This window comes from Cytobacillus sp. FSL K6-0129, assembly GCF_038007625.1.
Classification (GTDB): Bacteria; Bacillota; Bacilli; order Bacillales; family Cytobacillaceae; genus Cytobacillus; species Cytobacillus kochii.
The window spans coordinates 2,293,079-2,319,705 of record NZ_JBBOXM010000001.1; the positions used below are offsets into that span (position 1 = coordinate 2,293,079).

Here is a 26,627-nt window from a genome sequence, read left to right on the forward strand (position 1 = left end):
ATGGAAGTGGTTATTGTCAAAGAAAAATGAAGAATATTTGAAAAATAATACTCCATACTAATTACCAAAAATAGGTTTAACCGCTAGAGAAAAGAGGAATACAGATAAAAATATTTAATTATACAATAGACACACATTTGTGAGGAAAACACTTCAGATATAAACGATGGGAGGGAAGAGAAAAATGGCTTATGTAATTACATCTCCTTGTATTGATGAACAGGCCGCTGATTGCCTTGACTCATGCCCAGTCGATTGCATTGAAAAAGGGGAAGATCAATATTTGATTGATCCTTCAATTTGTATTGATTGCGGAGCATGTGAAGCTGTTTGTCCAGTAGATGCTATCTTCTATGAAGAAGATGTACCTGAAGAGGAAGAGTCTTTTATTGCGAAGGCAAAAGCCTATTTTGATGCTTAATGAAATGAGAACGGAGTGTACAAACAATGGCACTCCGTTCTCATTTTTGTATTTAGACTATAGCTGGTGATAATCCGTTTGTTTTGGTAAAACAGGTTTCTTTTTTTGCGAAGCACTTGACTTTTTTTTATTCGTTTCCTAAAAATGGAAATTTCCTTAGTTTCTTAGTGGACCTGGTCTAATTAGTTTCAAATCGGGACAGCCTGCTAACTCTTTACTTATTCTGTCTCGTTTAACATTGGTTCGAAGGAAACTTCTTTTATTCTTGCTCCCCTTCTGAATCGTTTAAGGCCGCACAGTAACACCCTCTACCTATTAGATAGAGGGTGTTACACTTTATTTCAGATTTCTCTTTAGAAACGCTTTTGTTCTCTCATGTTGAGGTGAAGTAAATAATTGATCTGGCTTACCTTCTTCAACGACTTCACCTTGATCCATAAATATGGTTTTTGTTGAGACTTCTTTGGCGAAGCCCATTTCATGGGTAACGACGATCATCGTCATTTTTTCTTTCGCTAAATCTTTCATTACTTGTAATACTTCAACGGTTAGCTCAGGGTCCAATGCTGAGGTTGGTTCATCGAACAACAGAATTTCTGGTTCCATCATTAAAGCTCTTGCAATGGCCACCCGTTGCTTTTGCCCACCGGATAAATTACCAGGAAAGGCATCCATCCATTCGCTTAATCCTACCTTAGCTAATAAAGTCTCGCTTCGTTGTCTGATTTCCGCTTTTGTCCCCATTTTAGCCATTTTCGGTGCGATTTCTAAGTTCTCTCGGACGGTTAAATGTGGGAATAAATTAAAATGTTGAAACACCATCCCCATTTTCGCAATCATATTTTTCACATTTTGAGTTTTAGCATACTTTCCATTTTCGACTAATGCCTCCCCATCAATCATGATTGAACCGCTATTGATTTCTTCTAATTTAATCATACTGCGAAGTAGCGTACTTTTTCCTGAACCTGAAGGACCGATAATTGACACAACTTCATTTTTCTTAATATTAAGGTTGATTCCTTTTAATACTTCTGTTTTACCGAATGACTTTTTTAAATCAACCACAGAAATAACTGTCATACTAAGCGCTCCTTCCTATGCGTATCTAAATCTTCTTTCAATCCATTTAAAAATAAACGAGAGTACAAGTGTCATCAATAGATAAATGATGCCCGCTAAGAAGAATGGCATGATAGTAAAATCACGATTGACTGCCGTTTGAGCAAAGTGTAAAAGTTCCGGAACAGCGACTGCATATAATAACGCTGTATCCTTTACTAACGTAATTGATTCATTCGCAATCGCTGGTAATGCTACTCGGATCATTTGAGGAATGATGATACGTGTCATTGTTTGCCAACGATTTAACCCTAGTACATGCGCAGCTTCATATTGACCCTTATCTACTGAAATTAGGCCCCCGCGAAATATCTCAGCAAAATAAGCGGCATAATTCAAGATGAACCCTAAAGATGCGGCAACAAACCGATCAAGGACTAAATATTCACCTACGACTGGAAGCATTGGTAACCCGAAACAAATAAATAATAATTGTAGTAGTAATGGTGTTCCCCGCATCACATAAATATACGTATGGGCAAACCAAGATAAAGGCTTTATCTTACTACGAGCTGCTAGTGTTAATAAAAATCCAAGTGGAATTGAGGCAATAATGGCAATGATAAAGAGTAACACTGTAATTTGCGCGCCTTCTAGCATAGGCTTAAGTAACGTCATAATATAATCAAGTGACATCGTTCATCCTCCAAAAACAAAACAGGGTTTCCTCCAATTAGGAAAACCTGCTGTTATTCATTTACTTCAATAATAAATCTTCACCAAACCATTTCTCGGAAATATCTGCCGCTGTACCATCAGCAATCAATTCATCTAATGCTGTTTGTAAATCTGCTAGCAATTCATCGTTTCCTTTTTTTACACCAATACCATACTCTTCTGGCGCCAGTGATTCCTCAAGAACTTTAAAGTTTTCATTTTCTTTTGTCATATAATAATCAATGACGATTTCATCAATGACTACTGCTTCGACGCGACCATTTCTCAAGTCCGCTAATGCTAACACATTATCAGAGAACTCTGTAACCTCTTTTACTTTTTCACTAATTTCATTTCCACTTAAGGCATCAGCAGCCGATGATAATGATTGTAAACCTACTACTTTTCCTTCTAAATCATTAATCGTTTGAATATTAGAATCTGCCTGTGTCACAACCACTTGTGCATTACTTAAATATGGCTTAGTAAATAAGACCTTCTCTTTTCTTTCATCTGTAATCGTATAACCATTCCATATGAGGTCGATACGACCACTACTTAATTCAGACTCCTTTGTTTTCCAATCAATCGGTTGAAAGACAGGGGTTGCACCCATTTTTTCTACTGCCGCTTTTGCTAAATCAATGTCAAAACCGACAATCTCATTATTTTCATCTCTGAACCCCATTGGTGCAAACTTATCATCTATTCCGATAACGATTTCCTTTCCTTCTTCTGAACCGTTTTCCTCACTAGATGTTGTTGAGCCGCAAGCAGCTAAAAACCCGACTACTAAAAGTGATAAAACAAAAAGCGTCAATTTTTTTCCCATGATTAAGCCCCCAATTTATAATAAATACTTTAGTATGCTAATATATTAGAGTGATAAAATAAATCTATCATATGAGTCAAATCTATGTCAATCATTATTTTAATATATGCAAATCAAGTGTATATTCTGATATTTTATAGTTACTTTAATGTAACTATGTGTAACGAAAGTGCGTTCTTCACATTTGTTGTTTAACCATTTACGATAAGAATAGATGACAAAAAAGGAGTGATATGGAATGGGTAAAAAAATTGCCGCACTTGTAACAGATATGGTGGAAGAAATTGAATTCACTGATCCCGCTGAGAAAATGAGAGAAGCTGGCCACACGGTTTCCATTGTAAATGCTGAAGCAGGAAAAGAAATCAGAGGAAAAAATGGTCAAAATTTCACTGTGGATAAAGGGCTTGATGAAGTTAGTCCAGAAGACTTTGACGCTTTGCTTATTCCTGGAGGGTTTTCTCCGGATTTATTAAGAATTAATCCTGACCACGCCAGTTTTGCCAAACATTTTATCGCAGAAGGCAAACCGGTATTCGCTATTTGCCATGGACCTCAATTTTTAATTGATACAGATTTATTAGAAGGAAAAAGGGTGACGAGCTTCATTTCTGTACGTAAAGACTTAATTAATGCTGGGGCTCAATTTGTCGATGAAGAAGTAGTTGTTGATCAGCAACTTGTAACAAGTCGTACACCAGATGACTTACCCGCTTTTAATCGTGAAGCATTAAAATTATTAAATAACTAATAAGGCCAAAGCATAACTAACATTAAAAACCAGCTTAGGATTACTTCTCCTCAAAGCTGGTTTTTAATATGCCTTCTTCTTGTAGCTGTTGGATGCGGTTCGTACCCCATTCATACATCATTTCAATAATAGGTAATATCGAATAACCTAATTCCGTCATAGAATACTCCACTTTCGGCGGCATCTCTGGATACACTTTTCTACTGATTATCCCATCTTCTACTAACTCTTTTAATTGATTAGATAGCGTTTTATGCGATACACCATCAAAAAGCTTTTGTAGGCCATTAAAACGGTAAGGACCTTCTATACCTAAATGCCAAAGGATAACAACTTTGTACTTGCCACTTATCACTGATAAAGTGAACTCCTTCGCACAGTGGTAATAACCACTTTCTAGCTTTTCTTTTATATCTTCCCGAAGAGACTCACACATGCTTATCCACCTCCCTCGCACCTATCCATCCTTTAAGAGTTTATTTTAACATATCAAACCCCGTGTATATCTAATGGTTTCTATCACATCATCTACAGATTCTAAGTAATGTAATTTCACTTATTATAGCTACTGATATTGCTGAAATTTGCCAACTAATTTTTATTGCTTTTACTTAAACCCTCTGATAAGATAACTTACGAACGTTCGTTAATCAGGGGTGAGTGAAATGAAAAGTGATGATATAAAGGAAGCAGCTTTGAAATATTTTACGATTCATGGATATGAAGGTGCTTCCCTTTCCCAAATAGCAGAAGAAGTGGGCATGAAGAAACAGTCATTATATGCGCATTTTCGCGGTAAAGATGATTTATTTCTTCAAGTGTTACATGATGCCAAAGAAACTGAACTACTAAGCAAATTACAATATTTTAGCAACATACGAAGCTCGCAACCAGAAAAAGATTTATATGGATTTTTACAACTAATTGTAGATCTCTTTCAACAAAATGAGCAATTGAAGTTCTGGCTAAGAATGTCATTCTTCCCACCAGCTCATCTACAAAAAGAGGTTGACCTTGAAGTCATTGATATAGAAGAAAAAACGCAAGCCTTATTACAGGAAAAATTTCAGAAGTGGATAAATGAAGGGCTATTGCATGTAGAACATCCACGCATACCTACACTCGCATTCTTTGGTGTTGTCGATAGCATCATGCTTGAGCTTGTCTATATGAGTGATACAAAACGATTACAAGAAAAACTAGAAGCCTCATGGAAAGTATTCTGGAGAGGCATCTCGATACGTTGAGAAAAAAAGAGGTGTTTCAAATGGAACAAAAACCGTTAAAAGAACAAAAAGCTGTCTTACTCATTTTATTAAGTAATATTTTCATTGCCTTTTTAGGCATCGGACTAATTATTCCGGTCATGCCTTCTTTTATGAATATTATGCATTTATCTGGAAGTACAATGGGCTATTTAGTCGCTGTCTTCGCTTTCGCTCAATTGATTACTTCCCCATTTGCAGGTAGATTCGTTGACCGATTTGGCCGAAAAAGAATCATTACCATCGGGTTATTTCTATTCGCTATCAGTGAATTGGTTTTTGGATTAGGTACTCATATTTCTGCTTTATATCTATCAAGAATTTTAGGCGGAATCAGTGCAGCTTTCATTATGCCTGGGGTAACAGCCTATGTAGCCGACATCACTACATTAAAAGAGAGACCAAAGGCAATGGGTTACGTGTCAGCAGCTATTAGCACTGGATTCATCATAGGCCCAGGAATCGGTGGCTTTATCGCCGAGTATGGTATTCGTCTGCCTTTCTTCTTTGCAGCGGGTATTGCCTTCTTTGCCTGTATTTTATCTATCTTTATATTAAAAGAACCACTAACAAAAGAGCAGATGAAAGAGCTTTCTGAAAAAGCAACGAAAAGCAGTTTTATCGCAGATTTTAAACGCTCGTTCAATCCGTTATACTTTATTGCGTTTATCATCGTCTTTATCCTAGCGTTCGGTCTATCTGCCTATGAGACAGTATTTAGCTTATTCTCAGACCATAAATTTGGCTTTACACCGCAAGATATTGCGATCATTATAACCATCAGCTCGATATTCGGCGTCATCGTCCAAATTTTCTTATTCGGAAAAATGGTCGAGAAACTCGGAGAGAAAAAAGTGATCCAGGCCTGTTTAATCATGGGTGTTGTCTTAGCATTTGCCTCAACAGTCATATCTGGATTTTGGATGGTGTTATTAGTTACGGCCTTCATCTTCTTAGCATTTGATTTACTACGTCCGGCACTTACCACTTTCCTTTCCCGATCAGCTGGGAAAGAACAAGGCTTTGTCGCTGGAATGAACTCAACTTACACAAGTCTCGGTAACATTGCCGGACCAGCAGTTGCAGGCATTCTATTCGATGTAAATATCCATTATCCTTACCTATTTGCAGGTGTCGTCATGCTTCTAGGCTTAGGGATAACATATATATGGCGTGAGAAGGAGTTTGTTGAAAGCACGGCAGAATAATTGAAAGAGTCATTATGTGTCACCGTTAAGGAACACATATGACTCTTTTTTCTATAGAACAAAAAAGGGCGAATTCCTTATTTCTTTCTTCACCTTGGATGAATATGATGCCTCTAATGAGTCTACTATCAGGGGCGGGTATAATGGGAACATTCTTTTACACGATGAGTACGTTTGATAAACAACTGGGGGAGTTCCTTACTTCTTATGGATTATATATATATGCACTGTTATTTTTGCTTGTTTATTTAAAGACTGCCTTCGTGGTACTTACATTTATTCCAGGGGACTCACTTGTATTTGCTAGTGGCGCTCTTGCAGCAGTGGGTAGTTTGAATATCGAAACACTAGCCATTGTTTTCTTTCTTGCTACAATCTGTGGAGATAACCAAAACTTCTCTATTGGAAGATTAATCAAAGGCTGGAATAGTAAAAGATTAAAGCCATTTTTATTAAAAGAAACACAACTCCAACGGGCTGAGCAATTTATGAACCGTTACGGTAAAATATCTATTATTACCGCTAGATTTATTCCCCTTATGCGTACAACTGTTCCGGTAGCAAGTGCGATAATGAATTATTCCTATCGATCTTTCTTTAGACATAATGCCCTTGGCGGATTCCTCTGGGTGTTTTTTTGGTTACTAACAGGGCTTTTATTGGGGCAAATGCCCATTGTAGAACAACATCTTGTTGCCTCACTTTTGGTACTTTCGCTTATTCCTTTTAGTATTCCGGTTGTTTTGTTCCTCATGAAAAGAAAAATAAACAAGAAGTAAATTTAAGCATTGTACATGGTAGTAACCCAACCTTATTAATAATTTCATTTATTACTATTTAAAGGATGACTATTTCTTAACATCGTCCATAATATTAGACAAAAAAACACTCCCATTAGGAAGTGCAACAATGCTAAATCTATCTATTTTTCTATCGTTTGTTTTTGAGAAACAGATGCGGGGGCTTCTTTTTCTTCCCCTTTAGGCATGAGAAAGATGAAAAAAAGACTCAAAGTCGTAAAGATTGTCAGTAAAACTGCGGTTGATGATAATCCTTTCGCGCCATTTCCTCCAGCAGCAAAGATTGCGAAAGTAACTAAAGCAAACGATGCCCCTACACGAGAAGCGACATTTTCTATCGTTAAATAAGTAAAGGAGACCATGCCAACCCTTGTAACAGGTGCCCGAGAGACAACGAGTGCTTTTACGATTGGTCCTACTGTCCCAATTGCAGAACCTATAAGACTCATAGAGATAAATAAATAGACAAAAGAGGTATCCTCATTAGCAAAGATCAACATGCTAACCCCACCATTCAGCAAGAAAATACTGCAGAGAATTAAATGCACTGGTTGGATTTTACTCATTAAACGCCCACTAATAAGGTTGCATATAGCCATAGTTAGGAATAATGGAAATTGCAATAACCCTACCACCGTAGACGAATGGCCTTGAACACTTTGCACGAAGAACGTTAATAAATACATCACACTACTAAAAGACATGTACATGATAATAGCAATGATAGATGGCACCCAAAAATGACGTGTCTTTGCATAGTCAATATCCAGTAACGGTTGCTTAGTCCTCTTTTCAACGATAATTAAAAAGATGAATGAAACAACAGCAACTACTAATGCTGGTGACCACATCCATGATGTCACACCATACTGATTGATAAATGTTGGAATCGTAAGTAGACCTGCTAAAAGAAGAAAGACAAATATTACGCCTAACCAATCAATTGTGCTCTTCTTGCTTCTTTGTACAGAAGGTACGCCAAAAGTAAACAGCAGGAAAGCAATAATACCAAAGACTGAGCAGAGCCAAAAGATAGACGACCAACCGATGCGATCCACGAGAACCCCACTTAATATAGGACCAATGAGACCACCTACAACCGTATAAAATCCATACACACCCATCATTTTACCACGCATACTATCGGTATATACGGTACCGACAAAGTTCACTCCGGCAGGAATCACAGCCGCTCCGGCGAAGCCTTTTAAAAATAAACCGAACACCAACAACCAAAAAGATGGAGCAATGGCCACCATAATCGAACCGATTGTTAGTAATCCTGAACCGATCAATATGACTATTTTTTGGCCAAACGAATCAGACAACCAACCCATCATCGGTTGAAAGCCTGTTAATCCTAAAGCAAACCCTAGCTGCATATAGACAGAATAGCCTGCAGTTAAATCGAAATGTTCGAGCATTTTTGGATAAGCTGGGATGTGTGTTGCCTCTGCAAACACGACAAGTAAAATGCCGATGCAAAGAATATGAAACGAACGATTAACAGACTTTTCCTCCACTCCATTCCCTCCTTAATTACCCGATATGGATCACGCACGCCTTTTCACGGGTGTTCTCTAATAAGGAATCTTTACCAAATCCACTCTCCTTAAATCCACCAAACGGTAATTCTGGTCCTACTCTTCGATACGTGTTGACCCAAACATTTCCACTATCAATTTTCTTCATCATACGATGGGCTCTCCCTAAATTGTTTGTCCATATGCCCGCTCCGAGGCCAAAGCTTGTATCATTGGCAAGACGCAGGGCATCTTCTTCATTATCGAATGGCAAGACGACCGACACCGGACCAAAAACCTCTTCCTGACAGATTCGTAGAGAAGAATCCTTCACTAGTAGCAGCGTTGGTTCCACCCAGTATCCTTTTTGAAGATCTGCTTGATCGTCAAAGAAGCTCTCCCCACCGTAATTTCCTCCAAAGATGACTTCTCCCCCCTCCTGCTTTCCTAATTCAATAAAGTCGCAAACCTTTTTATATTGGACATTGTTCGCAATTGGTCCCATCGATGTCGCTAGATTCATAGGATCACCAAAATGAATTGACTCTTCAATGGACTTTTTCATTAAAGGAAGAAAATCGGGTAAGATGTCTTTTTGTACAAGAATGCGAGAGCCGCCGACACAAATTTGTCCAGCATTCCCCGTGAAAATACCATTTAATGTGACGCCTTCTGCCGCTTTCTTTACATCCGCATCAGCGAACACAATATTGGGGGATTTCCCTCCAAGTTCAAAAGTGACAGGCTTTGGCGATTGTGCCAGCTTCTTTGTAATCGCACGAGCAGTTTGACCTGATCCCGTTAACGTCACCCGATCAACATCTCTATGACCGACCAAGTACGAACCTGTAGAACCATCTCCTGAGATGACGTTTAATATTCCCGGAGGAAGAATTTGATTAAGCAGTTCTGTATATTTTAAGCTCGATACACTCGCATGCTCGGAAGGTTTGATAATCACGGCATTGCCTGCTGCAAGGGCATACGCCGCTTTAATCGTAAAGGTAAATAATGGGGCATTCCATGGAAGAATACCAACAACAATGCCTAACGGTTCCCTAAGCGTGTACCCGATTGTTTCCTCATCAAGTTGGACCGTTTCACCTTTATTGACATGTGACGCCGCTCCTGCTGCGTCTAACCAAATACTCACTAATGATGGAATGAGACCGTGCAATGTTTCCCGATAAACCCACCCATTATCCTTCGTTTCTAACATCGCTAACTCTTCGCCATACTTTTCAACCTGTAACGCAATTTCTCTTAAATATTTTGCACGTTCCATTGCTGATAATTGCGACCAAGCTGGGACGGCCTGTTTGGCATGCTTGATTGCTAAGTCAATATCTTCTTCTGTACTACAGGGGATTGTCGCCCATACCTTGCCATTTGCAGGGTTTATACTTGTTAATTGTTTTCCTTGAGTAGCTGGCAATTGCTTTCCATTGATTACATTTAAATAATGTTCGATTTCATTTATGGTCTGCATTACAATCACTCCCCTTTTTTCTTTTACCATCCTAAAGCTGCTGCTGCCTTTTCATAATAGCTCTCTCTACTACCTAGATAGTGTTCATAATAGCGCGCTCTTTTCACATATAAATGACAATCTAATTCTTCAGTAAATCCAATCCCGCCATGTATTTGTACATTGGCTGCTGCTGCTTTTTGCAGGGCGTTATGAATAAAAATACGCGCCGCAAATATGGATTCCTGACGATCTTCAGCTGCTGTATCGTAAGCCCAATTGGCATAATAGGATAGTGACCTTGACAGTTCTAAATCCACTTTCATATTGGCAATCGCATGTTTAATGGCTTGGAAACGGCCAATCGGTTGCCCGAATTGTTCCCGTATCTTTGCGTATTCTGCTGCCATATCCACAATCGCAGCCATACAACCCACCATAATGGCGCAAATTGATGCATTAAAAGATAGCAGTCCTTCTTCGAGAATGTTATCACCTTGGTTTAGCTCTCCTAGTAATTGCTCTTTATTAACGATTACATCTTCAAAGTGAATTTGCGATAGCTTCCGTGTTTCATCAATACTTTGCTGCTGTGTAACGTTTTTTATCATTGCCTTATCCACTAGAAAAAGTGAAATTCCCTCTTCATGGCTAGATGAAGTGGTTCGAATCGGAACGAGAAAAGTATCAGCTAGTTCGACATCTGCTACTAACGATTTTACGCCGTTAAGAACAAAATCATCACCTTTTTCTACCCCACTTACTTGGATCGACGACGCCTTGTAACTTCCTTTTGGCTCTATCCAAGCAACCGAAATCTGCAGGGAACCATCGGCAATTGCAGGTAGATACTTTTGCTTTTGTTTCTCTGTACCATATTTTTCGATAAGTGGTACAGAGAAACTATTCGTTTCCAAAAACAGCCCCGGCAGGACACTTCTCCCCATCTCCTCAAGTGGTAATACCATGTCTAATAAACCTAAGCCCATTCCCGCATAGTCTTCTGACACATTGATACTTGGATAGCCTAATTCAACTAATCCTTGAAATGCTTGATTAAATCTTTGTCCATCACCATCAATAAAAGCACGGGCAATATTGGTTGTACCTTGCTCAGTTAAATACTTCCTTACATAACTACCGAATAATTCCTGTTCTTTATTTAATGCGAAATCCATTCTTTTTCACCTCCAACAATGTTAACGTCCTAGATCCTTAGGTAGTCCTAGTATTCTTTCTGCAATAGTATTTCTTTGTACCTCACTTGTTCCCCCGCCAATTGTCATACCAAAGGAATAAAGATACTGTTTCTGCCAATACGAATCACCAATTGCCGCATCCTGCTTCCAAAGAATCCCGTGTGGACCTTGAATAGATACGGATAAGGCAAAGAGTTCTTGTGTCGCCTCACTTACTATCAGTTTATCTAAAGAGCCCTCAGAGCCCGGTTGACCATTCTTCAATGTTTTCGTTAAATTACGATAATAGTTCAACAAAGATCCCCTAGATTTTGCATATAAATCAACTAATGCATTTCTTACACTTTCCTTTTTTATGACAGGCTGCCCGTCCTCCGTCCATTCCTTAGCCATCGTTACTAAATCTTGAAATTGCTGCTCTAATGTAAATACTTGACCACCAATACCCGTACGTTCATGCATAAGTAAAGCAATCATTACTTGCCAGCCACAATCGATCTCACCAACAATATCACTATCATAAGCAATCGCATCATTTAAATAGACTTCATTAAAGTCATGTTCCCCATCCATCTGGATAATAGGCCTAGTCTCTACACCTTCTTGATGCATATCCAAAAGGAAAACGGTAATACCATGATGTTTCTTCTCCCCTTTTGAAGTACGCGCTAATAGGAAACAGCGATCTGCTAAATGACCAAAACTCGTCCAAACCTTCTGCCCATTAATCACCCAACGATCACCTTTTTTTACTGCAGTTGTCTGAATAGCTGTTAAGTCTGAGCCCGCATTTGGTTCAGAATATCCTTGGCACCAAACCTCTTCTCCAGAAATGATTTTAGTAATATAAGCTGATTTCTGTTCGTCACTTCCCATTTGCATAAGCAAAGGGGCAACCATATGGATGCCGACATAATTTACTAGAGGCGGTGCACTAACGCGAACCATTTCTTGTTGATAGATGATTTCTTCAATTAAACTAGCTTCTCTTCCTCCGTACGCTTTTGGCCAAGCAATTGCCCCCCAGCTACCTTCATAAAGCTTGCGCTGCCAATCTCTTAAGAAGCGAGAATACTCATTCATATCTTCTGGTAATTTTCTGTCTCCATGCAACCACCCTTCTGGCAAGTTTTCCTCGAGCCATGTACGTAATTCATGTCTAAACTTTTCTTCTTTTTTTGAAAATGAAAAGTCCATCTTTTCTCTCCTCCCATCCTATTCCCATTGTGGTAGGGCACGCTCATCATTGATCTTCTGCCACGTCATTTCTACTTCCATCCCGATATGGATGTCTTCTATCGCATGATCCAAAATGTTACCGATCATTTTCACTTCTGGATAGGCAGCCAATTCAATAACGGCAATGACAAGTGGCGTATCATTGTGAAATCCTGGCAAGAAAGGGCGGTGGGAAATGACGTAAGAATACACACGCCCTTTAATATTTGTGCCTAAGTTCTCCCATGTCAGATCACTGCTGCTACACTTTGCACATGCCGGTCCAGGTGGATGGGCGAACTGTTGGCATGTATGACATTTTTGCAAAAAAAGTTCATGGCGGTCAGCCGCATCCCAAAAGGGGGCATTATCTTCATTTTTTAACGGTATCGGTTTCTCATAGCTCATTCGTATTCCTCCTAATTCCTTAATATCATCGCACCAGCAATATCTGGACCTGCCCAGCCCGTACATAAACCAACTTCACAATCCTTCACTTGTCGGTCTGATCCCTCATAGTCGTGACGAATCTGTCGCACAATTTCAATCACATTATTCATTCCATGTGTGTATCCTTCTGAAAGCATGCCACCAGCTGTATTACTCGGCAGCTTCCCACCCATCTTGAGATGTCCATCGGCAACAAAGTCTCCCACTTCGCCTCTTTTCGCTATCTCATATGCCTCTAACTGCCGCAACACAACCCAACTATAGCAGTCATAAATAGATGCGACATCGAGGTCCTTTGCGGTAACCCCTGCCTTCTTGTATACATCCTTAGCAACATAGTCTGAAGCGACTTCATCTACATTGTTCCAATAATGTGCGTGTGAAACACATTGTCTAGCGGCGATTCCCATAATATAAGCGGGCTGCTTCGGTAATTGTTCAGCTCGTTTGGCGGATGTAACAATGATTGCATTTGCTTCGTCTGACTCTAAGCAGAAATCATGCTTATTAAATGGGAAGCTTAAATCAGGCGTATCATGATAAGCTTCCATTGTTAATGGCTTTCCATAAAAGAAGGCTTTCGGATTTCTTTGTGCATGCCCATAAAAACTCACACAAACATGACCTAGATGCTCCTTCGTTAACCCTGTTTCATGCATATGACGTGTGGCAAATAAGCCAAACCATTGCCCAGGACTACCTGCTCCATATGGGATGAGAAAGCTACCGCCATCCATCGCATTTTGCAGCATGTTCACATCCCAGCCACCACCGCCCATTCTTACGCCTGATCTGCCATTCATAGATCGATAAATAAGGACGGTATTTACTTGACCTGTTTCAATCAGACCAATCGCGTCAGCAATTAACATTTCTGTACTGCTTCCGCCACCCATAATATCTTTTACATATTTCGGTCTCACGCCTAAATAGGTAGATAATTGATGTGCCGTACATGAATCGTTTTCACTGTAACTCATAAATCCATCAATCTCTTTTGTCTCAAGTCCAGCATCAGCAATAGCTGCTCGCGCTGCATCTAACGCCAAATGTAACGGGGTTGTACCCGACTTTTTTGAACGTTCGCTTTCTCCAACTCCGACGATTGCATATTTGTTTTTAATGTTTTCCATCGTCAACTCCTCCTTATTCAAAGAATTCCAACAATGCAGAACCTGATCCAACGATTTCTTTTATTGATTTAGCCGCTTGCAACTCAAATTCCACATATTTCTTTCCTTCGTCCTCGTATACGCGTTTTACAGTAGCTGCGCAAGTAATCTCATCCCCCGGTTTAGTCATCGCTCCAAAACGCATGTTAAACTTCGCTACTCTCGCAGTCACACCAGCTAATTGTTGGATATATTCTCCTAAGAATCCCATGACTAACATGCCATGTGCGATGGCTCCTGGTAATCCCATACTTCTAGCAAAAGCATCGTCGGTATGCAATAAGTTGTAATCTCCTGATGCTCCCGCGTATTTGACGAGTTGAACCTTCGATACCGCAGGCTTCACTAATGGTTTTAACTCTTGACCGTCTACCAAATCGGCAAATCTTAGCATTGTCATTCCTCCTCGTATCGTTATACTGCCTGGACTGGAGGCTGGGTATAGATGATATTCATGCGACTTGTAACCACTAAATCCCCCTCTGTGTCTCTCATTTCGGTATCCAGAATAATAAATTGCATCTTTCCTTTTTTTCCTTCTTTTTCATAAAGGTCTGCTACTTTTATTTGGCAAGTAAGAGACTCGCCTACTTTTAGTGGGCGATGATAAATAAAGGACTGCTCACCATGAAGCATTCTCTTTTTATCTAAATCTAGCTCTATTCCTTCACCCTCTACCCCTGCTACCACCGGAAAAGTAGGTGGCGCAATCAGCCCATTATAGGGACTCTGATTAGCATAAGTTGGTTCCGTATATAATGGATTGTCATCACCTATAGCTTGAGCAAATTGTTTAACATGTCTTTTATCCACTTCAAACATGAACGTTGACCCAGTCTTACCGATAATTGTCTGATCGAGCATCGATACCACTACCTCCTAGCGAGCATATTTTCTGTTTGTGCAGCGCTTGTTACAATTAGTGCATCTACCGCTTTTGCGCACTTTTCAGTCACAATGATTGGATTTAAATCTAGCTCTTCAATGTCATAATCTTGTACAAGTGAGGATACACGCAGTAAGATGTCGACAATGCCCTCTACATCAAGCGCTTCTTCACCTCGTACACCGTCGAAAATGGCTTTTCCTTTAATCTCATTTATCATTTCAAGCGCATCTTGTCTTGTGATCGGTGCAACCCGGAAAGCAATATCTTTGAACACTTCAACAAAAATGCCGCCTAAACCAAACATAATCACCGGTCCAAAGCTGGCATCTCTCGTCACACCAACGATAACTTCCGTCCCCTTTGCCACCATTTCCTGCACCATCACCCCATTAATGTGGGCATCAGGATGATATTTGTGAGCGGACAGAAGAATGTCATCGAATGCTTGCTTTACTTGCTCTGCATTTTGCAAGGAAAGACGTATACCACCTGCTTCTGTTTTATGCAAAATGTCTTTTGAATCAATTTTTAATACAACAGGATAACCAATACTGTTCGCTTGCTGAACCGCTTCATCCACGGTAGTTGCTAAGCTCTTTTTTGTAGTGGGAATTTCGTAAGCCTGTAGCACTTTGCTTGCATCCCATTCGCTTAAAATTTGATTCTCTTGCAGTAAATACGCTACGTTCTCTTTCTTCTGAATAGATGCCCGTTCTCGAACACTCTCTTTTTGATACGCACGATATTTTTCGCTATATTCGACTAACTTTGCGAGCGCAGATATCGCTTGTAAGTTACCCGGTATCACTGGAACACCATGGTCGACCATATATTGTTGCCCTTTAGGTATACTCATTCCTTCTAACGGAAATGTACTTACAAACACAAATTTATTCGTGTTTTTACACATCTCAACAAATTCTTGTAATTCCTTCGTCTCTTCATCCCAAAATAAGGGGAACTCTGTAAGAATGATATTGTCTACATCCGGATCCTCCATTAAGGCTTTTAATGGCGCAGTAAATAGCTCTGGTGCCGATACAGAAGCCGCTGCAGTTAGATCAATTGGGTTGGCTGCACTAGCAAAGGAAGGAATCACTTGTTTGATTTTCCGTTGAGTTTCCTCATTTAATTTTGGAATCAACAAGCCATTAGCTTCACAACGATCGGCTTCGTTAATCCCTCTGCCACCCGAGCTTGTAATAATTACGGTATTTCTCCCTGTTGGCAGTTTGCCAGATAAGAATAATTTCGAGAATGAAATAATTTCATCATAATCATTGGCTCTAATCATGCCAGTTTGTTTAAAAAATGCGTCATAAATATCGTTCGAGCCGGCTAATGAACCCGTATGAGAAGCGGCTGCTCTTTTTCCTGCAGTTCCTCGCCCTGCCTTCATAACGATAATCGGTTTCCCTTTTTCAAGCGCCTCGTATGCCAATCCCCTTAATTTTTTAGGTTTTTTCGCACCTTCCAAATAACCGCTGATCACTTTCGTTTGCTTTTCATGAACCATATACTCAACTACATCTTCAAAACTGGTATCCATTTCATTTCCAACACTCACAAAATAATTGAACGTTAATCCATGTTGGGCAGCAGCCATATACGTAAGCACACCAAAGGCGCCGCTTTGCGATACATACCCAACTGCGCGTTGTTCACTAAGAGGATAGCTCATAACAGCAGGAGAAAATGTACCGACCAGACCATTCAGCGTATTAACAAGGCCGACACAATTTGGACCAAGTAAACGGAGACCATGCTTTTTTGCATAATCCGCTATTTGTTTTTGTTGTTTTTCTCCCGACTCTCCAGTTTCAGAAAATCCTGAAGCAAAAATAATCGCTGCCTTCACTTTCTTTTCTACACATTGCTCTAGCCCTTGCTGAATCTGGTGAGCACTTAAACAAAAGATGACTAAATCAACTGCATGTGAAACCGCTTGTAAGGATGAGTAGCACTTCACTCCATGAATTGCATTTGAAGTAGGATGAATAGGAAAAATATCTCCTTGAAAGCCCCCATCTAATAATGCCTTCACCTGGATATTGCCAAGCTTCTTCGGGTTTTCAGATGCACCTAACACGGCTACTGATTGCGGATAAAAAAAAGAATGTAGCTCATCCTTTGCGGAAACGTTTTCATTTATCATTACATTCACCTCACTAAATAAAAATCAATTTCTTTCTATCGATAGCTTACAAAATGAACGCTAATGGATCAGGCGTAAAGAAAACATTAAACATTTAATTATTAGGTAGTAAAAAAAAGTAAATATCAACTAAACCTTTACTTACCGTAGGCAGAAACTTTCACAATTATTTTTTTACGTACTATATCATCTCGACTATGACACAAGATCACCTCGACAATGGCAAGGGATTACCACGAAAAAAAGACAATGATCACACAACTTGTGCTCATTGCCTCTTTTCCATTATCTCTATCCAGCGTAATAACTTACCTTCCACCCGTTTAGATGGGACTTTAATTCCTCGTTCTATCGTACTGATATAAGCTTGTGACACCTCAACTTCTTGCGCTAATTGTGATAACGACAAGCCATTTGTCACTCTTACTTCTCTTACACGTTTACCTAAAAGGACGTGATCTGTTAACGATTGATGGTCTTTCACTTTCACTTCAAAAGTCGTTTTCTTCAATTGAGCATACCTTTCAACAACTTCCTCAGGTGGCTGAATAATAATCTTTGCTTGCTTCCAAGTATTCCCCCAGCCTTTACTATCCACAATGGATTCTTCCCATGCTTCGTAATACCATGCAGAGAGTAAACCATCCTCTTGTAGCGTATCAAGCGCGCTCTCAAATCGTTCTCTTGTCCTTGAAGGCAATCTTATATTTAATGATTCACCTATCGCTGCGAGTAATGTTGAAATATAATGTGGTTTTAAATAATCGCCCTTCTTTGCCTGGACTCTCCAACGCCAATGCATATATCTCCCTAACCTCTTCTCCCAAGACCTTCTGTAAGGATCATACTGCAATATTTTAAGTGGTAGATGTATAACCTGCCTACCGGATCCATATAGAAATGGGGAAAATATAGGACCCATTTTATATTTCAACACTTGCTGTGATTCATTTTGGTCATACACGTCAAAAGCATTACCCATTAACCTTTTCTCGACTGGTTTTCCTTTTTGATATACCACAGTCTCTATATCGATCCAAAGATTTTTTATAATTGTAAGCGATTTCATAATTCTTAGACGTTGACTCCGCTCATACCCTCCGCGTCTCCCTTCTCCACCGCGTTTAGGTAACAAGCCCCTCATCCGAAGCAGTTCATCCACCTCTATCGTAATAACATCTTCATGATGCTTGGCGATAGCAAGAAAGTTGGCACATAACATATCGAGTACATCAACATCCAAATCTGTTAACGTAAAGCGATCTATATTTTGATCTTCTACTATCTCGTTAATCATCAATAAGCCTTGCACATGACCTTTCTGGATTCTTCTACAATACCTTTCTTTCTCTTGATCCCAATGAAAAACTTGATATAGCGCCTCTCGTACCGCTTGATAAGGGGCATTATTCATTACACAAATATTCTCTCTCTGAGAAGGGACTAGAGATGAATTTCTCCAATCTACTCCATGAGCGATAGCCTTTTCTAATTCCTGTACAGTGCATTTACTATATTTAAAAAGTTGATTGATCCATTTATCAGCATAATCATTTACGATTATCGTGAACATAGAAAGAAATTCTTTACTGTTCAGCAAAAAATTAGACAGGTATTGATAGAAGAGCTGATTTAATTCAGCTTTCTTTAGTTGACTGAGGTGCTCCATCCCAAGTTCGTCAGCCATTACATCTAATACCCACTCTGCGATTCCCCGCTGAAACCACTGACAAAACTCTTCCCAAGCAGCTTCCTCATTTAAAAAGGTATCCGCCCTTAGCCTATTTTCAATTGCTGAAATGGCAAGTCCCCTTAGTTGATGATCTAAAAAAACCATTGTAAATAGGGAGGAATAATTTTTGTTTTTCTCGATAAGAAAATGCACGATATGATCTGCCAATTGATGAATAAAGCGATCTCTTGCGATTTGTCTTAACGAATTAAAAACAGCCGGATTTTCTTGATATGCCTTTTCCCAAATCATAAAAGATTTGACACCTGAGATATAATAAATAGGTGCCTTCTCTTTTTCAATCGACTCTTGTTTGGCAATTGCTTCTTTTTGCTGTTCATAAATACATAGAATTAAAAAATTATCAATTTCATTTGTCAATTGTCTAGCTTTGCCTTCATTACGCTTCCCATTCCTACGAACAACTTTTTTAGTCATAAACCGTCTATTCCCTCCTACCCTTATTTCATTGAGTGACTTAGACAATGTTGGTCGTTATTTATTACAAGTGTAGCATAACAAAAGTTTAATTAACTATATATTTTAACTATTCAGAATAAAAATACCCGCCATGGAGGTACTTCCATGACGGTGTATGACTACTTTTCACCAGCATCAGCAAACCGCTTCAACCGCTCGCCTATCTCATCTCTTACACGAGTAAACGTTTGCCACTTTTCCTCTTCCGTGCCAATTGCTTTGGCAGGATCATCAAATCCCCAATGTTCTCGTTTCACTTCTTTCGGTGTTATAGGACATTTATCAGCAGCATCGCCACATAAGGTGACAACCAAATCCGCTTGATTTAAGATGTCGGTATTTATCACATCCGAAGTTTGCTGTGAGATATCTATCCCTGCTTCTTTCATCGCTTCTACAGCTTTTGGATTGAGTCCATGTGCTTCAATGCCTGCACTATAGACTTGCCAATCTTCGTTTAAATAATGCTTTGCCCAACCTTCAGCCATTTGACTTCTGCAAGAATTCCCTGTGCAAAGAAAATAAATGATTTTTTTCGTCATATGAACACTCCTTTAATGAATAATTAATAACCATATATAAAGACCTAATAAGGTGATAAATAAGGTGGGAATCGTTAGAATGATACCTGTTTTAAAGTAGGTACCCCAAGAAATCTTCACCCCTTTACGCGATAACACATGTAACCATAATAAAGTAGCAAGTGAACCAATTGGCGTGATTTTTGGTCCAAGGTCAGATCCGATGACATTGGCATAAATCAAGGCATCTTTCATCATACCTGTTGCATTCGTATCTGCAATGGCTAACGCATCAATCATCACTGTCGGCATGTTATTCATGACCGAAGACAAAATGGCAGCAATAAAGCCCATGCCCATTGTTGCGGCAAACAATCCTTGATCAACGGTTAATTGAAGAACATCTGTTAATAAGCTCGTTAGCCCAACATTCCGCAAACCATACACAACAACATACATTCCGACTGAGAAGAAAACAATATTCCACGGAGCCCCCTTCATGACGGATTTCACATCAACTGCATCACTTCTTCTAGAGATCATAAGAAAAATAAAAGCAATGATACTAGCAATAATCGATACAGGCACACCAACAAACTCACTTGCAAAATAGCCAACTAGTAATATCGCCAAAATCCACCATGAGTACTTGAATAATCGTGGATCCTTTATCGCTACACGTGGCTCCCGTAATTGCGTACCATCATAACGACCGGGTATGCTTTTTCTAAAAAACAAATAGAGAACCAAAATACTTGCCGCAACAGAAAATAAATTCGGTACAATCATGACAGTGAAAAATTCCACAAATCCGATGCCAAAGAAATCGGCCGATACAATATTAACAAGATTACTTACCACAAGGGGTAATGACGCTGTATCAGCGATAAAACCACTTGCAATAATGAATGGAAAGACCATTTTCTCATTAAAATTCAAGTTCCTTACCATCGAAAGAACAATCGGTGTCAAAATCAAGGCAGCCCCGTCATTCGCAAACAGAGCAGATACAATCGCTCCAAGCAAAATCACGTAGACAAACATTTTTACACCATGCCCTTTTGCCGCTCTCGCCATATGCAAGGCAGACCATTCAAAGAAACCGATCTCATCTAAAATTAAAGAAATAATAATAATAGCGATAAATGTTAACGTTGCATTCCATACAATCGACGTTACATCCAAAACATCTTGGAAATCTACCACACCAACTAGTAAAGCCAATATCGCTCCACCACAGGCAGACCAACCAATAGACAACCCTTTAGGTTGCCAGATGACTAAAATAAGTGTGATTAAAAAAATCACTGATGCCAAAACCACTGACGTTGTCATACCCATTCCTCCTTAATCACACAATACGCGCAAACCTTGTTTTTCAAGACTTTCAAGTAGCCCCTCTTGACTTGGAAGCTGATTTAATAAAATACAAACGAAGGGAAAGTTCTCATATTGTTTATTTAAACCGTAATAAACCCATTGACCCCTTCTTGATTCAAAGATCAAACCAACATCACGTAACTTACGTAAATGCTGACTAATAGCTGGCTGGCTCATATCAAATAAATGAACAAGCTCACAAACACAGCATTCCCTTGATTCAAGAATCTTCACCATCTTTAGCCTTGTTTTATCGCCTAACAGCTTTAACACAAGCGCAACTTCCTCAATTGTACTTTTCATTAAGGTACTCCTTTATCGTATAAGTAAATGCTTATATCCTTATGCTATTTTATAGATAAATCTATAGTTAAGCAATCCCTGTTAGAAAAAAACGCATCAAATTTTTTTGATTTATTTCTTGATTTTCCAATTATAGTTAAAGTATACTGATAACACATCAAAAAAATTTGATAGGAAGTGCAAACCATGAAACCATTCATTGAATATGAAAAACAATTTAAAGCATTAGCCGACCAAAAAAGACTAGAAATTATGTATGAGCTATGCCAACGGGGACAGACATGCGTTTGTGATTTATCCGAGATTTTCTCTCTTCCGCAATCGAAATTATCCTATCATTTAAAGATTTTGCTCGATGCTGGTTTAATTACAAAAGAGACAAAAGGAAAATGGAATTACTATGAATTAAATGAGCAATCCGTTAACCATCTCTTATCAGAAGAACTTTGTTGTATCTTTAGAAAATCAAGTAATTCTTGTTGCAATTAAAAGGAGGCATTTCAAATGAAATATGTGCATATCGGCATTAACGTAACCAATTTAGAAGCATCTATCGCCTTTTATTCAAAAGTATTTGGTGTTTCTCCAATCAAGGTCGAACCCACTTACAGTAAGTTTTTATTAGAACAACCTGGACTCAACTTTACCCTTAATGTTAAAGACGAAGTAAACGGTAATCAAGTGAATCACTTTGGTTTCCAAGTAGAAACACAAGAAGAAATCGATCACCATAAACAACGATTAGAACAAGAAGGATTCTTCGCACGTGAAGAACGGGATACCACTTGCTGCTACGCTCTGCAAGACAAGTTTTGGATCAACGATCCAGATGGGAATGAGTGGGAGTTTTTTTATACGAAGGCGGATAGTGAGGTTCAGAGTGAGGGATGCTGTGTAGATATTTAAGGGATATTTCTTTCATTTCCTAAAATAACAAGTAATTTTAAAAAAATAGATACTAATCAGTGCCTTGTTTTTAACTTACTATAATCCTCCACATGGAGCATAAAGTGAAATATAACTACCTTTAGTATTAATATGTTTGCTTAACAACAATACTGTACTTCTTAATGCCTCTCAAATCCTGCTTATTAATGTACATAATATTCCTAATTTTCAATTATAATATGTTGTGTAGTAGGAGAAAAAGGAGGGGTAAACCCTAATGAAAAAAAGATACTATAAAATATTTGCCTTATTAATACTGCTAGGTGTCATTACTTTTTTGATTTATAACTATATAAACAATTATAGATTTGCTAGTGAAGTTTTTTCTTTTAGGGGTGAAGGACAAAACTGGGTTGTTACCTCTAAATATACATCTATTCATCAGGATAACTATAGGCATGAGATAAAAATAGAATATACTGGTGATGACAAAAATGTATTAGTTGACCATTGGTATTTTCATTCTTCACTATTTGGCACCGGCGGCGGTGGGGAAACGCTTGATGATAATAACCAGCTTAGTAAAAGAGAGGATGGGACATTCATGTTTACGCCAGATAAAATGCATACATTCGAAATAGAATGGAATGGCAATAAAGAGACGTTTGATGTTAACCTATTGGAGGATCATTAATTTTTGTGAATAGCTTGGTTTTATATGTTATTGGTTTTAACCAAATAAAAAACCACCAAATATGTATTTGGTGGAGACGGAGGGAGTCGAACCCTCGTCCAAAGATATTGGCACTTAAGCTTCTACGAGTGTAGTCGATATATTCGTGTTTCGCTGCTCCTTATGCCTATCGACGGGCGTCCGGGCAGCTAGTCTGGTTGTTCTCTTCCTTCATCCTCAGACGGTGGAATCCGGCGTAGCCCACTAAATTTGAGTCCCTTACCCTACCACATGGGCGATGGAGGGAGGAACCGCTAAAGGCCTATTAGGCAGCTAAAGCGAAGTTGTTTTGTTGTTTGCCAGTTATAGGCTTTGACGTTTTAACGAGGACGATCCCCTCGACTCGCAACCTAAGCTCAAACTATCCCTGTCGAATCCGTAGCGTCCCCATTGGATAGTAGCAGTTTTTTAAAGCTGCTAACTGTATTAGGTGCGCAACTGAGTCGTTGCAGCATACGGAATGCTCGATAAACTTTGAGCAAAGATTGTGCACCTCTATTTGAAGTGACAATTACTATTATAGCACAAACAAACGAAATATCAATTGTAAGCTTTTGGTATATTACATTTTTTGTCTTTCGCGGAAGGCACGCTCAACTTCTCGTTTCGCTTCTTTTCGTTTTAAGTCTTCGCGCTTATCATATTTCTTTTTACCCTTCGCTAATCCAACTAAAACCTTTGCGAAACCATTTTTTAAATATAGTTTTAATGGAACAAGGGCATAGCCGCTTTCTTTTGACTCACCTATTAGTTTGTTAATTTCTTTCCGGTGTAGTAAAAGCTTTCTCGTTCTTAATGGGTCGTGGTTATGAATATTCCCTTGCTCGTAAGGACTAATATGCATACCAATAATGAATAATTCATTATTAACAATTCGTGCATAGGCATCTTTTAGGTTCACACGTCCGTTACGAATAGATTTAATCTCTGTTCCTTGTAAAACAATACCCGCTTCATATGTTTCTTCGACAGTATAATCATGATAGGCTTTTTTATTTTGGGCGATTGTTTTCCCTGCACCTTTTGGCATCTCTTTCTCATCTCCCTTAAATCACAGCAGTTTTATTTATTTTAGCAAAAACAAAGGAAAGAAGGAAGAAAGCCTTACAAAAAAGGCTTCCTCCATTAGTCTATTAACGTTTCTTTTTTCGTTTTGCTTTCGGCGCATTTTCATAGAATTTGCGTTTTTTCTTTTTCTTACCCTCTGGCTTACCAGATTTTTCACCTCGTTCTGGCGCAGCAGATTTCCTTGGCTTTCTTTCTGAACTACCTGTTTTAAACACTTTTGTTTCTTGTCGGCGTTCTCTTCTAGGCGTGCCTTTCATTCCAACAATCTCAAAGTCGATCGCACGTTCATCTTTATTGACATTGATGACACGAACGGTAATTTCATCACCAATGCGGAATACATTCCCTGTACGTTCGCCGATCATTGCCATTTGTCGTTCTTCATAGCGATAATAATCATCGGTCATATAGCTGACATGGATTAAACCTTCTATCGTGTTTGGTAGTTCGACAAACATCCCAAAGTTCGTAACAGAGCTAATCATACCATCATATTCTTCACCAATTTTATCAAGCATGTATTCTGCTTTTTTCAATTCATCGGTTTCACGTTCGGCATCGACTGCTCTTCGCTCCATTTCAGAAGCATGATCCGCGATTTCAGGTAACATCGCATTCCATTTTTCTTGGGTGCGATCGTCTATCTTACCTTCGATCAAATACGTACGAATGAGACGGTGAACAATTGTATCTGGATATCGACGAATTGGCGAGGTGAAGTGTGTATAAAACTCTGTTGATAGTCCGAAGTGACCCAAGCTTTCTGGATCGTACTTCGCTTGTTGCATGGATCGAAGCATCATTGTTGAAATCACCATTTCCTCTGGTGTCCCCTGTACTTCTTCTATAATATCCTGCAATGCCCGCGGATGAACAGCGTTGGCTGTTCCTTTCACAATATAACCAAAGTTTGTAATAAACTCAAAGAATCTTCTGAGCTTATCTTCTTTCGGGTCTTCATGAATACGGTAAATAAACGGTACTTCCATCCAATGAAAATGCTCTGCAACCGTTTCATTCGCTGCTAGCATAAATTCCTCAATGAGTCTTTCTGCTACTGAGCGTTCGCGAATGACGACATCTTTTGGGTCACCCTCTTCATTCACTAACACTTTCGCTTCTTTAAAGTCAAAATCAATGGCGCCACGATGCATACGCTTTTTACGAAGAATCGCAGCTAATTCTTCCATTCGCTTAAACATTGGTACGAGTGGCTCATAGCGTTCAATTAATTGTTCATCGTTATCTTCCAAAATTTTATTCACATCCGAATAAGTCATTCTTTCGGTTGTTTTAATGACGCTTTGGAAAATCTCATGATTGACCACTTCACCATCAGGCGTAATTTCCATCTCACATGAAAGTGTGAGACGATCTACTTTTGGATTTAAAGAACAAATTCCATTCGATAGGCGATGGGGAATCATAGGTATTACACGATCGACTAAGTACACACTAGTTGCTCGTTCCTCTGCTTCTACATCAATTGGTGATCCTTCAGTTACGTAATAAGATACATCAGCAATATGCACACCTAATTTATAATGACCATTATCAAGTTGCGTCACAGTAACAGCATCATCTAAATCTTTCGCATCTGCACCATCAATCGTCACAATCGTTTCGCCTCTTAAATCTCGACGATTTTCAATTTCTTTTTCATCAATCTCATCAGGCGTTTCTTCTGCCTGCTTTAACACATCATCAGGGAATTCCATCGGTAACCCATGTTTATGAATAATGGAAAGAATATCAACGCCTGGATCGTTTTTATGACCCAGAATTTCCATTACTTCACCTTCCGCACTCTTTCTTCCTTCAGGATAAGTTGTGAGCTTAACAACAACTTTATGTCCTTCTACTGCCCCTTTAGAAGCAGCTTTTGGGATAAAGATATCACTGGCAAACTTTTTATCATCTGGAATAACAAAGCCAAAATGCTTACTCTCAGTGTATGTACCAACGATTTGTTGCACACCACGTTCCAAAATGCGGACGATGGTTCCTTCTTTTCTTTGACCAGCGCTTTCTGCTGCTACACGGGCTAAGACAATATCACCGTGCATGGCATTATTTGTTTCATTTGGTGGGATAAATAAATCATCGAGTCCTGGTTCATCTGGAATAACAAAGGCAAATCCTTTGGCATGACCAGATAATTTCCCGCGCACAAGATTCATTTTTTCAGGTAATCCATAGCGATTACTCCTTGTACGCACAACTAAGCCTTGTTCCTCCATAATGACTAAAGTCTTTACAAAATCCTTAAATTGGGTGGAGTCTTCTATCCCAAAGGCCTCCTCCATTTCTTGTACTGTTAGAGGCTTGTACGCCTCGTCCTTCATATAATTTAATAGTTTATCGACCAGCTCTTTTTTGTGGTTATCCACGA

Annotated in this window: 27 protein-coding genes and 1 other RNA gene; 8 read left to right on the top strand and 20 right to left on the bottom strand. The window is 39.1% G+C overall.

Features of this window, described 5'->3' with window-relative positions; translation table 11 throughout:
- The first annotated feature begins 184 nt into the window (after window positions 1-184).
- Entirely contained in the window at window positions 185-421 is a 237-nt protein-coding gene (locus tag MHI57_RS11510) for an indolepyruvate ferredoxin oxidoreductase subunit alpha (protein WP_095371940.1), read from the top strand.
- A gap of 336 nt (window positions 422-757) precedes the next feature.
- Here MHI57_RS11510 and MHI57_RS11515 read toward each other — a convergent pair whose 3' ends face one another.
- The 3 genes from MHI57_RS11515 to MHI57_RS11525 all read right to left on the bottom strand — a co-directional run bounded on the left by MHI57_RS11515 (window position 758) and on the right by MHI57_RS11525 (window position 3,032).
- Complete coding sequence (locus tag MHI57_RS11515) at window positions 758-1,504, bottom strand: amino acid ABC transporter ATP-binding protein (protein ID WP_340976412.1); 747 nt, start codon at window positions 1,502-1,504, stop codon at window positions 758-760.
- Between the two features lie 15 nt (window positions 1,505-1,519).
- Window positions 1,520-2,179, bottom strand: a complete 660-nt coding sequence (locus MHI57_RS11520; protein ID WP_095371938.1) for an amino acid ABC transporter permease — start codon at window positions 2,177-2,179, stop codon at window positions 1,520-1,522.
- Window positions 2,180-2,240: 61 nt separating this feature from the next.
- The gene (locus MHI57_RS11525; RefSeq protein ID WP_095371937.1) at window positions 2,241-3,032 is read right to left on the bottom strand and encodes an amino acid ABC transporter substrate-binding protein; all 792 of its coding nucleotides are present in this window, start codon (window positions 3,030-3,032) and stop codon (window positions 2,241-2,243) included.
- Between the two features lie 238 nt (window positions 3,033-3,270).
- Here MHI57_RS11525 and MHI57_RS11530 point away from each other — a divergent pair, with 238 nt between their 5' ends.
- Window positions 3,271-3,783, top strand: a complete 513-nt coding sequence (locus MHI57_RS11530) for a type 1 glutamine amidotransferase domain-containing protein (RefSeq protein ID WP_095371936.1) — start codon at window positions 3,271-3,273, stop codon at window positions 3,781-3,783.
- Window positions 3,784-3,823: 40 nt separating this feature from the next.
- Here the strand turns inward: MHI57_RS11530 and MHI57_RS11535 are convergent, their stop codons facing one another.
- Entirely contained in the window at window positions 3,824-4,219 is a 396-nt protein-coding gene (locus tag MHI57_RS11535; protein ID WP_340976417.1) for a winged helix-turn-helix transcriptional regulator, read from the bottom strand.
- 229 nt (window positions 4,220-4,448) lie between these two features.
- Here MHI57_RS11535 and MHI57_RS11540 point away from each other — a divergent pair, with 229 nt between their 5' ends.
- The 3 genes from MHI57_RS11540 to MHI57_RS11550 all read left to right on the top strand — a co-directional run bounded on the left by MHI57_RS11540 (window position 4,449) and on the right by MHI57_RS11550 (window position 7,035).
- Window positions 4,449-5,030 carry a TetR/AcrR family transcriptional regulator gene (locus tag MHI57_RS11540; protein ID WP_307317755.1) on the top strand — a complete coding sequence of 194 codons (582 nt, stop codon included), beginning with the start codon at window positions 4,449-4,451 and terminating at the stop codon, window positions 5,028-5,030.
- 20 nt (window positions 5,031-5,050) lie between these two features.
- Window positions 5,051-6,256 (top strand): MFS transporter, encoded by a 1,206-nt coding sequence (locus MHI57_RS11545; protein WP_307317756.1) that lies wholly within the window; start codon window positions 5,051-5,053, stop codon window positions 6,254-6,256.
- Between the two features lie 143 nt (window positions 6,257-6,399).
- Window positions 6,400-7,035, top strand: coding sequence for a DedA family protein (locus MHI57_RS11550; protein ID WP_340976422.1), 636 nt, complete (start codon window positions 6,400-6,402; stop codon window positions 7,033-7,035).
- Between the two features lie 143 nt (window positions 7,036-7,178).
- On the opposite strand, the gene MHI57_RS11555 is transcribed toward MHI57_RS11550, so the two are convergent.
- The 13 genes from MHI57_RS11555 to MHI57_RS11615 form a co-directional block, all read right to left on the bottom strand.
- Window positions 7,179-8,579, bottom strand: coding sequence for an MFS transporter (locus MHI57_RS11555; RefSeq protein WP_340976424.1), 1,401 nt, complete (start codon window positions 8,577-8,579; stop codon window positions 7,179-7,181).
- 16 nt (window positions 8,580-8,595) lie between these two features.
- Window positions 8,596-10,068, bottom strand: coding sequence for an aldehyde dehydrogenase family protein (locus MHI57_RS11560; RefSeq protein ID WP_095371930.1), 1,473 nt, complete (start codon window positions 10,066-10,068; stop codon window positions 8,596-8,598).
- Window positions 10,069-10,091: 23 nt separating this feature from the next.
- Window positions 10,092-11,225: an acyl-CoA dehydrogenase family protein gene (locus tag MHI57_RS11565; protein ID WP_095371929.1), complete on the bottom strand. Its 1,134-nt coding sequence runs from the start codon at window positions 11,223-11,225 to the stop codon at window positions 10,092-10,094.
- Between the two features lie 21 nt (window positions 11,226-11,246).
- Window positions 11,247-12,443, bottom strand: coding sequence for an acyl-CoA dehydrogenase family protein (locus MHI57_RS11570; RefSeq protein ID WP_095371928.1), 1,197 nt, complete (start codon window positions 12,441-12,443; stop codon window positions 11,247-11,249).
- 18 nt (window positions 12,444-12,461) lie between these two features.
- Window positions 12,462-12,872, bottom strand: a complete 411-nt coding sequence (locus tag MHI57_RS11575; protein ID WP_095371927.1) for a Zn-ribbon domain-containing OB-fold protein — start codon at window positions 12,870-12,872, stop codon at window positions 12,462-12,464.
- Between the two features lie 11 nt (window positions 12,873-12,883).
- Window positions 12,884-14,047: a thiolase C-terminal domain-containing protein gene (locus MHI57_RS11580; RefSeq protein WP_095371926.1), complete on the bottom strand. Its 1,164-nt coding sequence runs from the start codon at window positions 14,045-14,047 to the stop codon at window positions 12,884-12,886.
- Between the two features lie 13 nt (window positions 14,048-14,060).
- Window positions 14,061-14,480, bottom strand: coding sequence for a MaoC/PaaZ C-terminal domain-containing protein (locus tag MHI57_RS11585; protein WP_307317766.1), 420 nt, complete (start codon window positions 14,478-14,480; stop codon window positions 14,061-14,063).
- A 20-nt stretch (window positions 14,481-14,500) separates the two neighbouring features.
- On the bottom strand, window positions 14,501-14,950 hold the full coding sequence (locus MHI57_RS11590; RefSeq protein WP_095371924.1) for a MaoC family dehydratase N-terminal domain-containing protein: 450 nt from the start codon (window positions 14,948-14,950) through the stop codon (window positions 14,501-14,503).
- An 8-nt stretch (window positions 14,951-14,958) separates the two neighbouring features.
- On the bottom strand, window positions 14,959-17,130 hold the full coding sequence (locus MHI57_RS11595; protein ID WP_095371923.1) for an acetate--CoA ligase family protein: 2,172 nt from the start codon (window positions 17,128-17,130) through the stop codon (window positions 14,959-14,961).
- 268 nt (window positions 17,131-17,398) lie between these two features.
- Window positions 17,399-19,300: a helix-turn-helix domain-containing protein gene (locus tag MHI57_RS11600; protein ID WP_340976430.1), complete on the bottom strand. Its 1,902-nt coding sequence runs from the start codon at window positions 19,298-19,300 to the stop codon at window positions 17,399-17,401.
- 161 nt (window positions 19,301-19,461) lie between these two features.
- Complete coding sequence (arsC, locus tag MHI57_RS11605; protein WP_307317771.1) at window positions 19,462-19,884, bottom strand: arsenate reductase (thioredoxin); 423 nt, start codon at window positions 19,882-19,884, stop codon at window positions 19,462-19,464.
- Between the two features lie 12 nt (window positions 19,885-19,896).
- Window positions 19,897-21,198 carry an arsenic transporter gene (locus MHI57_RS11610; protein WP_322910458.1) on the bottom strand — a complete coding sequence of 434 codons (1,302 nt, stop codon included), beginning with the start codon at window positions 21,196-21,198 and terminating at the stop codon, window positions 19,897-19,899.
- Window positions 21,199-21,210: 12 nt separating this feature from the next.
- Window positions 21,211-21,546, bottom strand: a complete 336-nt coding sequence (locus tag MHI57_RS11615; protein WP_322910457.1) for an ArsR/SmtB family transcription factor — start codon at window positions 21,544-21,546, stop codon at window positions 21,211-21,213.
- A 186-nt stretch (window positions 21,547-21,732) separates the two neighbouring features.
- Between MHI57_RS11615 and MHI57_RS11620 the strand changes: the two genes are divergently transcribed.
- The 3 genes from MHI57_RS11620 (at window position 21,733) to MHI57_RS11630 (ending at window position 23,128) form a co-directional block, all read left to right on the top strand.
- Window positions 21,733-22,035: an ArsR/SmtB family transcription factor gene (locus MHI57_RS11620; RefSeq protein WP_095371917.1), complete on the top strand. Its 303-nt coding sequence runs from the start codon at window positions 21,733-21,735 to the stop codon at window positions 22,033-22,035.
- Window positions 22,036-22,050: 15 nt separating this feature from the next.
- Window positions 22,051-22,452 (top strand): ArsI/CadI family heavy metal resistance metalloenzyme, encoded by a 402-nt coding sequence (locus tag MHI57_RS11625; RefSeq protein ID WP_340976437.1) that lies wholly within the window; start codon window positions 22,051-22,053, stop codon window positions 22,450-22,452.
- A 259-nt stretch (window positions 22,453-22,711) separates the two neighbouring features.
- Complete coding sequence (locus MHI57_RS11630) at window positions 22,712-23,128, top strand: hypothetical protein (RefSeq protein ID WP_340976438.1); 417 nt, start codon at window positions 22,712-22,714, stop codon at window positions 23,126-23,128.
- A gap of 68 nt (window positions 23,129-23,196) precedes the next feature.
- Here the strand turns inward: MHI57_RS11630 and ssrA are convergent.
- From ssrA to rnr, 3 genes are all read right to left on the bottom strand, one after another.
- Window positions 23,197-23,556: a transfer-messenger RNA gene (gene ssrA, locus MHI57_RS11635) on the bottom strand.
- 173 nt (window positions 23,557-23,729) lie between these two features.
- Complete coding sequence (smpB, locus tag MHI57_RS11640; RefSeq protein ID WP_095371914.1) at window positions 23,730-24,197, bottom strand: SsrA-binding protein SmpB; 468 nt, start codon at window positions 24,195-24,197, stop codon at window positions 23,730-23,732.
- A gap of 103 nt (window positions 24,198-24,300) precedes the next feature.
- Window positions 24,301-26,580, bottom strand: a complete 2,280-nt coding sequence (gene rnr, locus MHI57_RS11645; RefSeq protein WP_412728606.1) for a ribonuclease R — start codon at window positions 26,578-26,580, stop codon at window positions 24,301-24,303.
- Window positions 26,581-26,627: the final 47 nt, after the last annotated feature.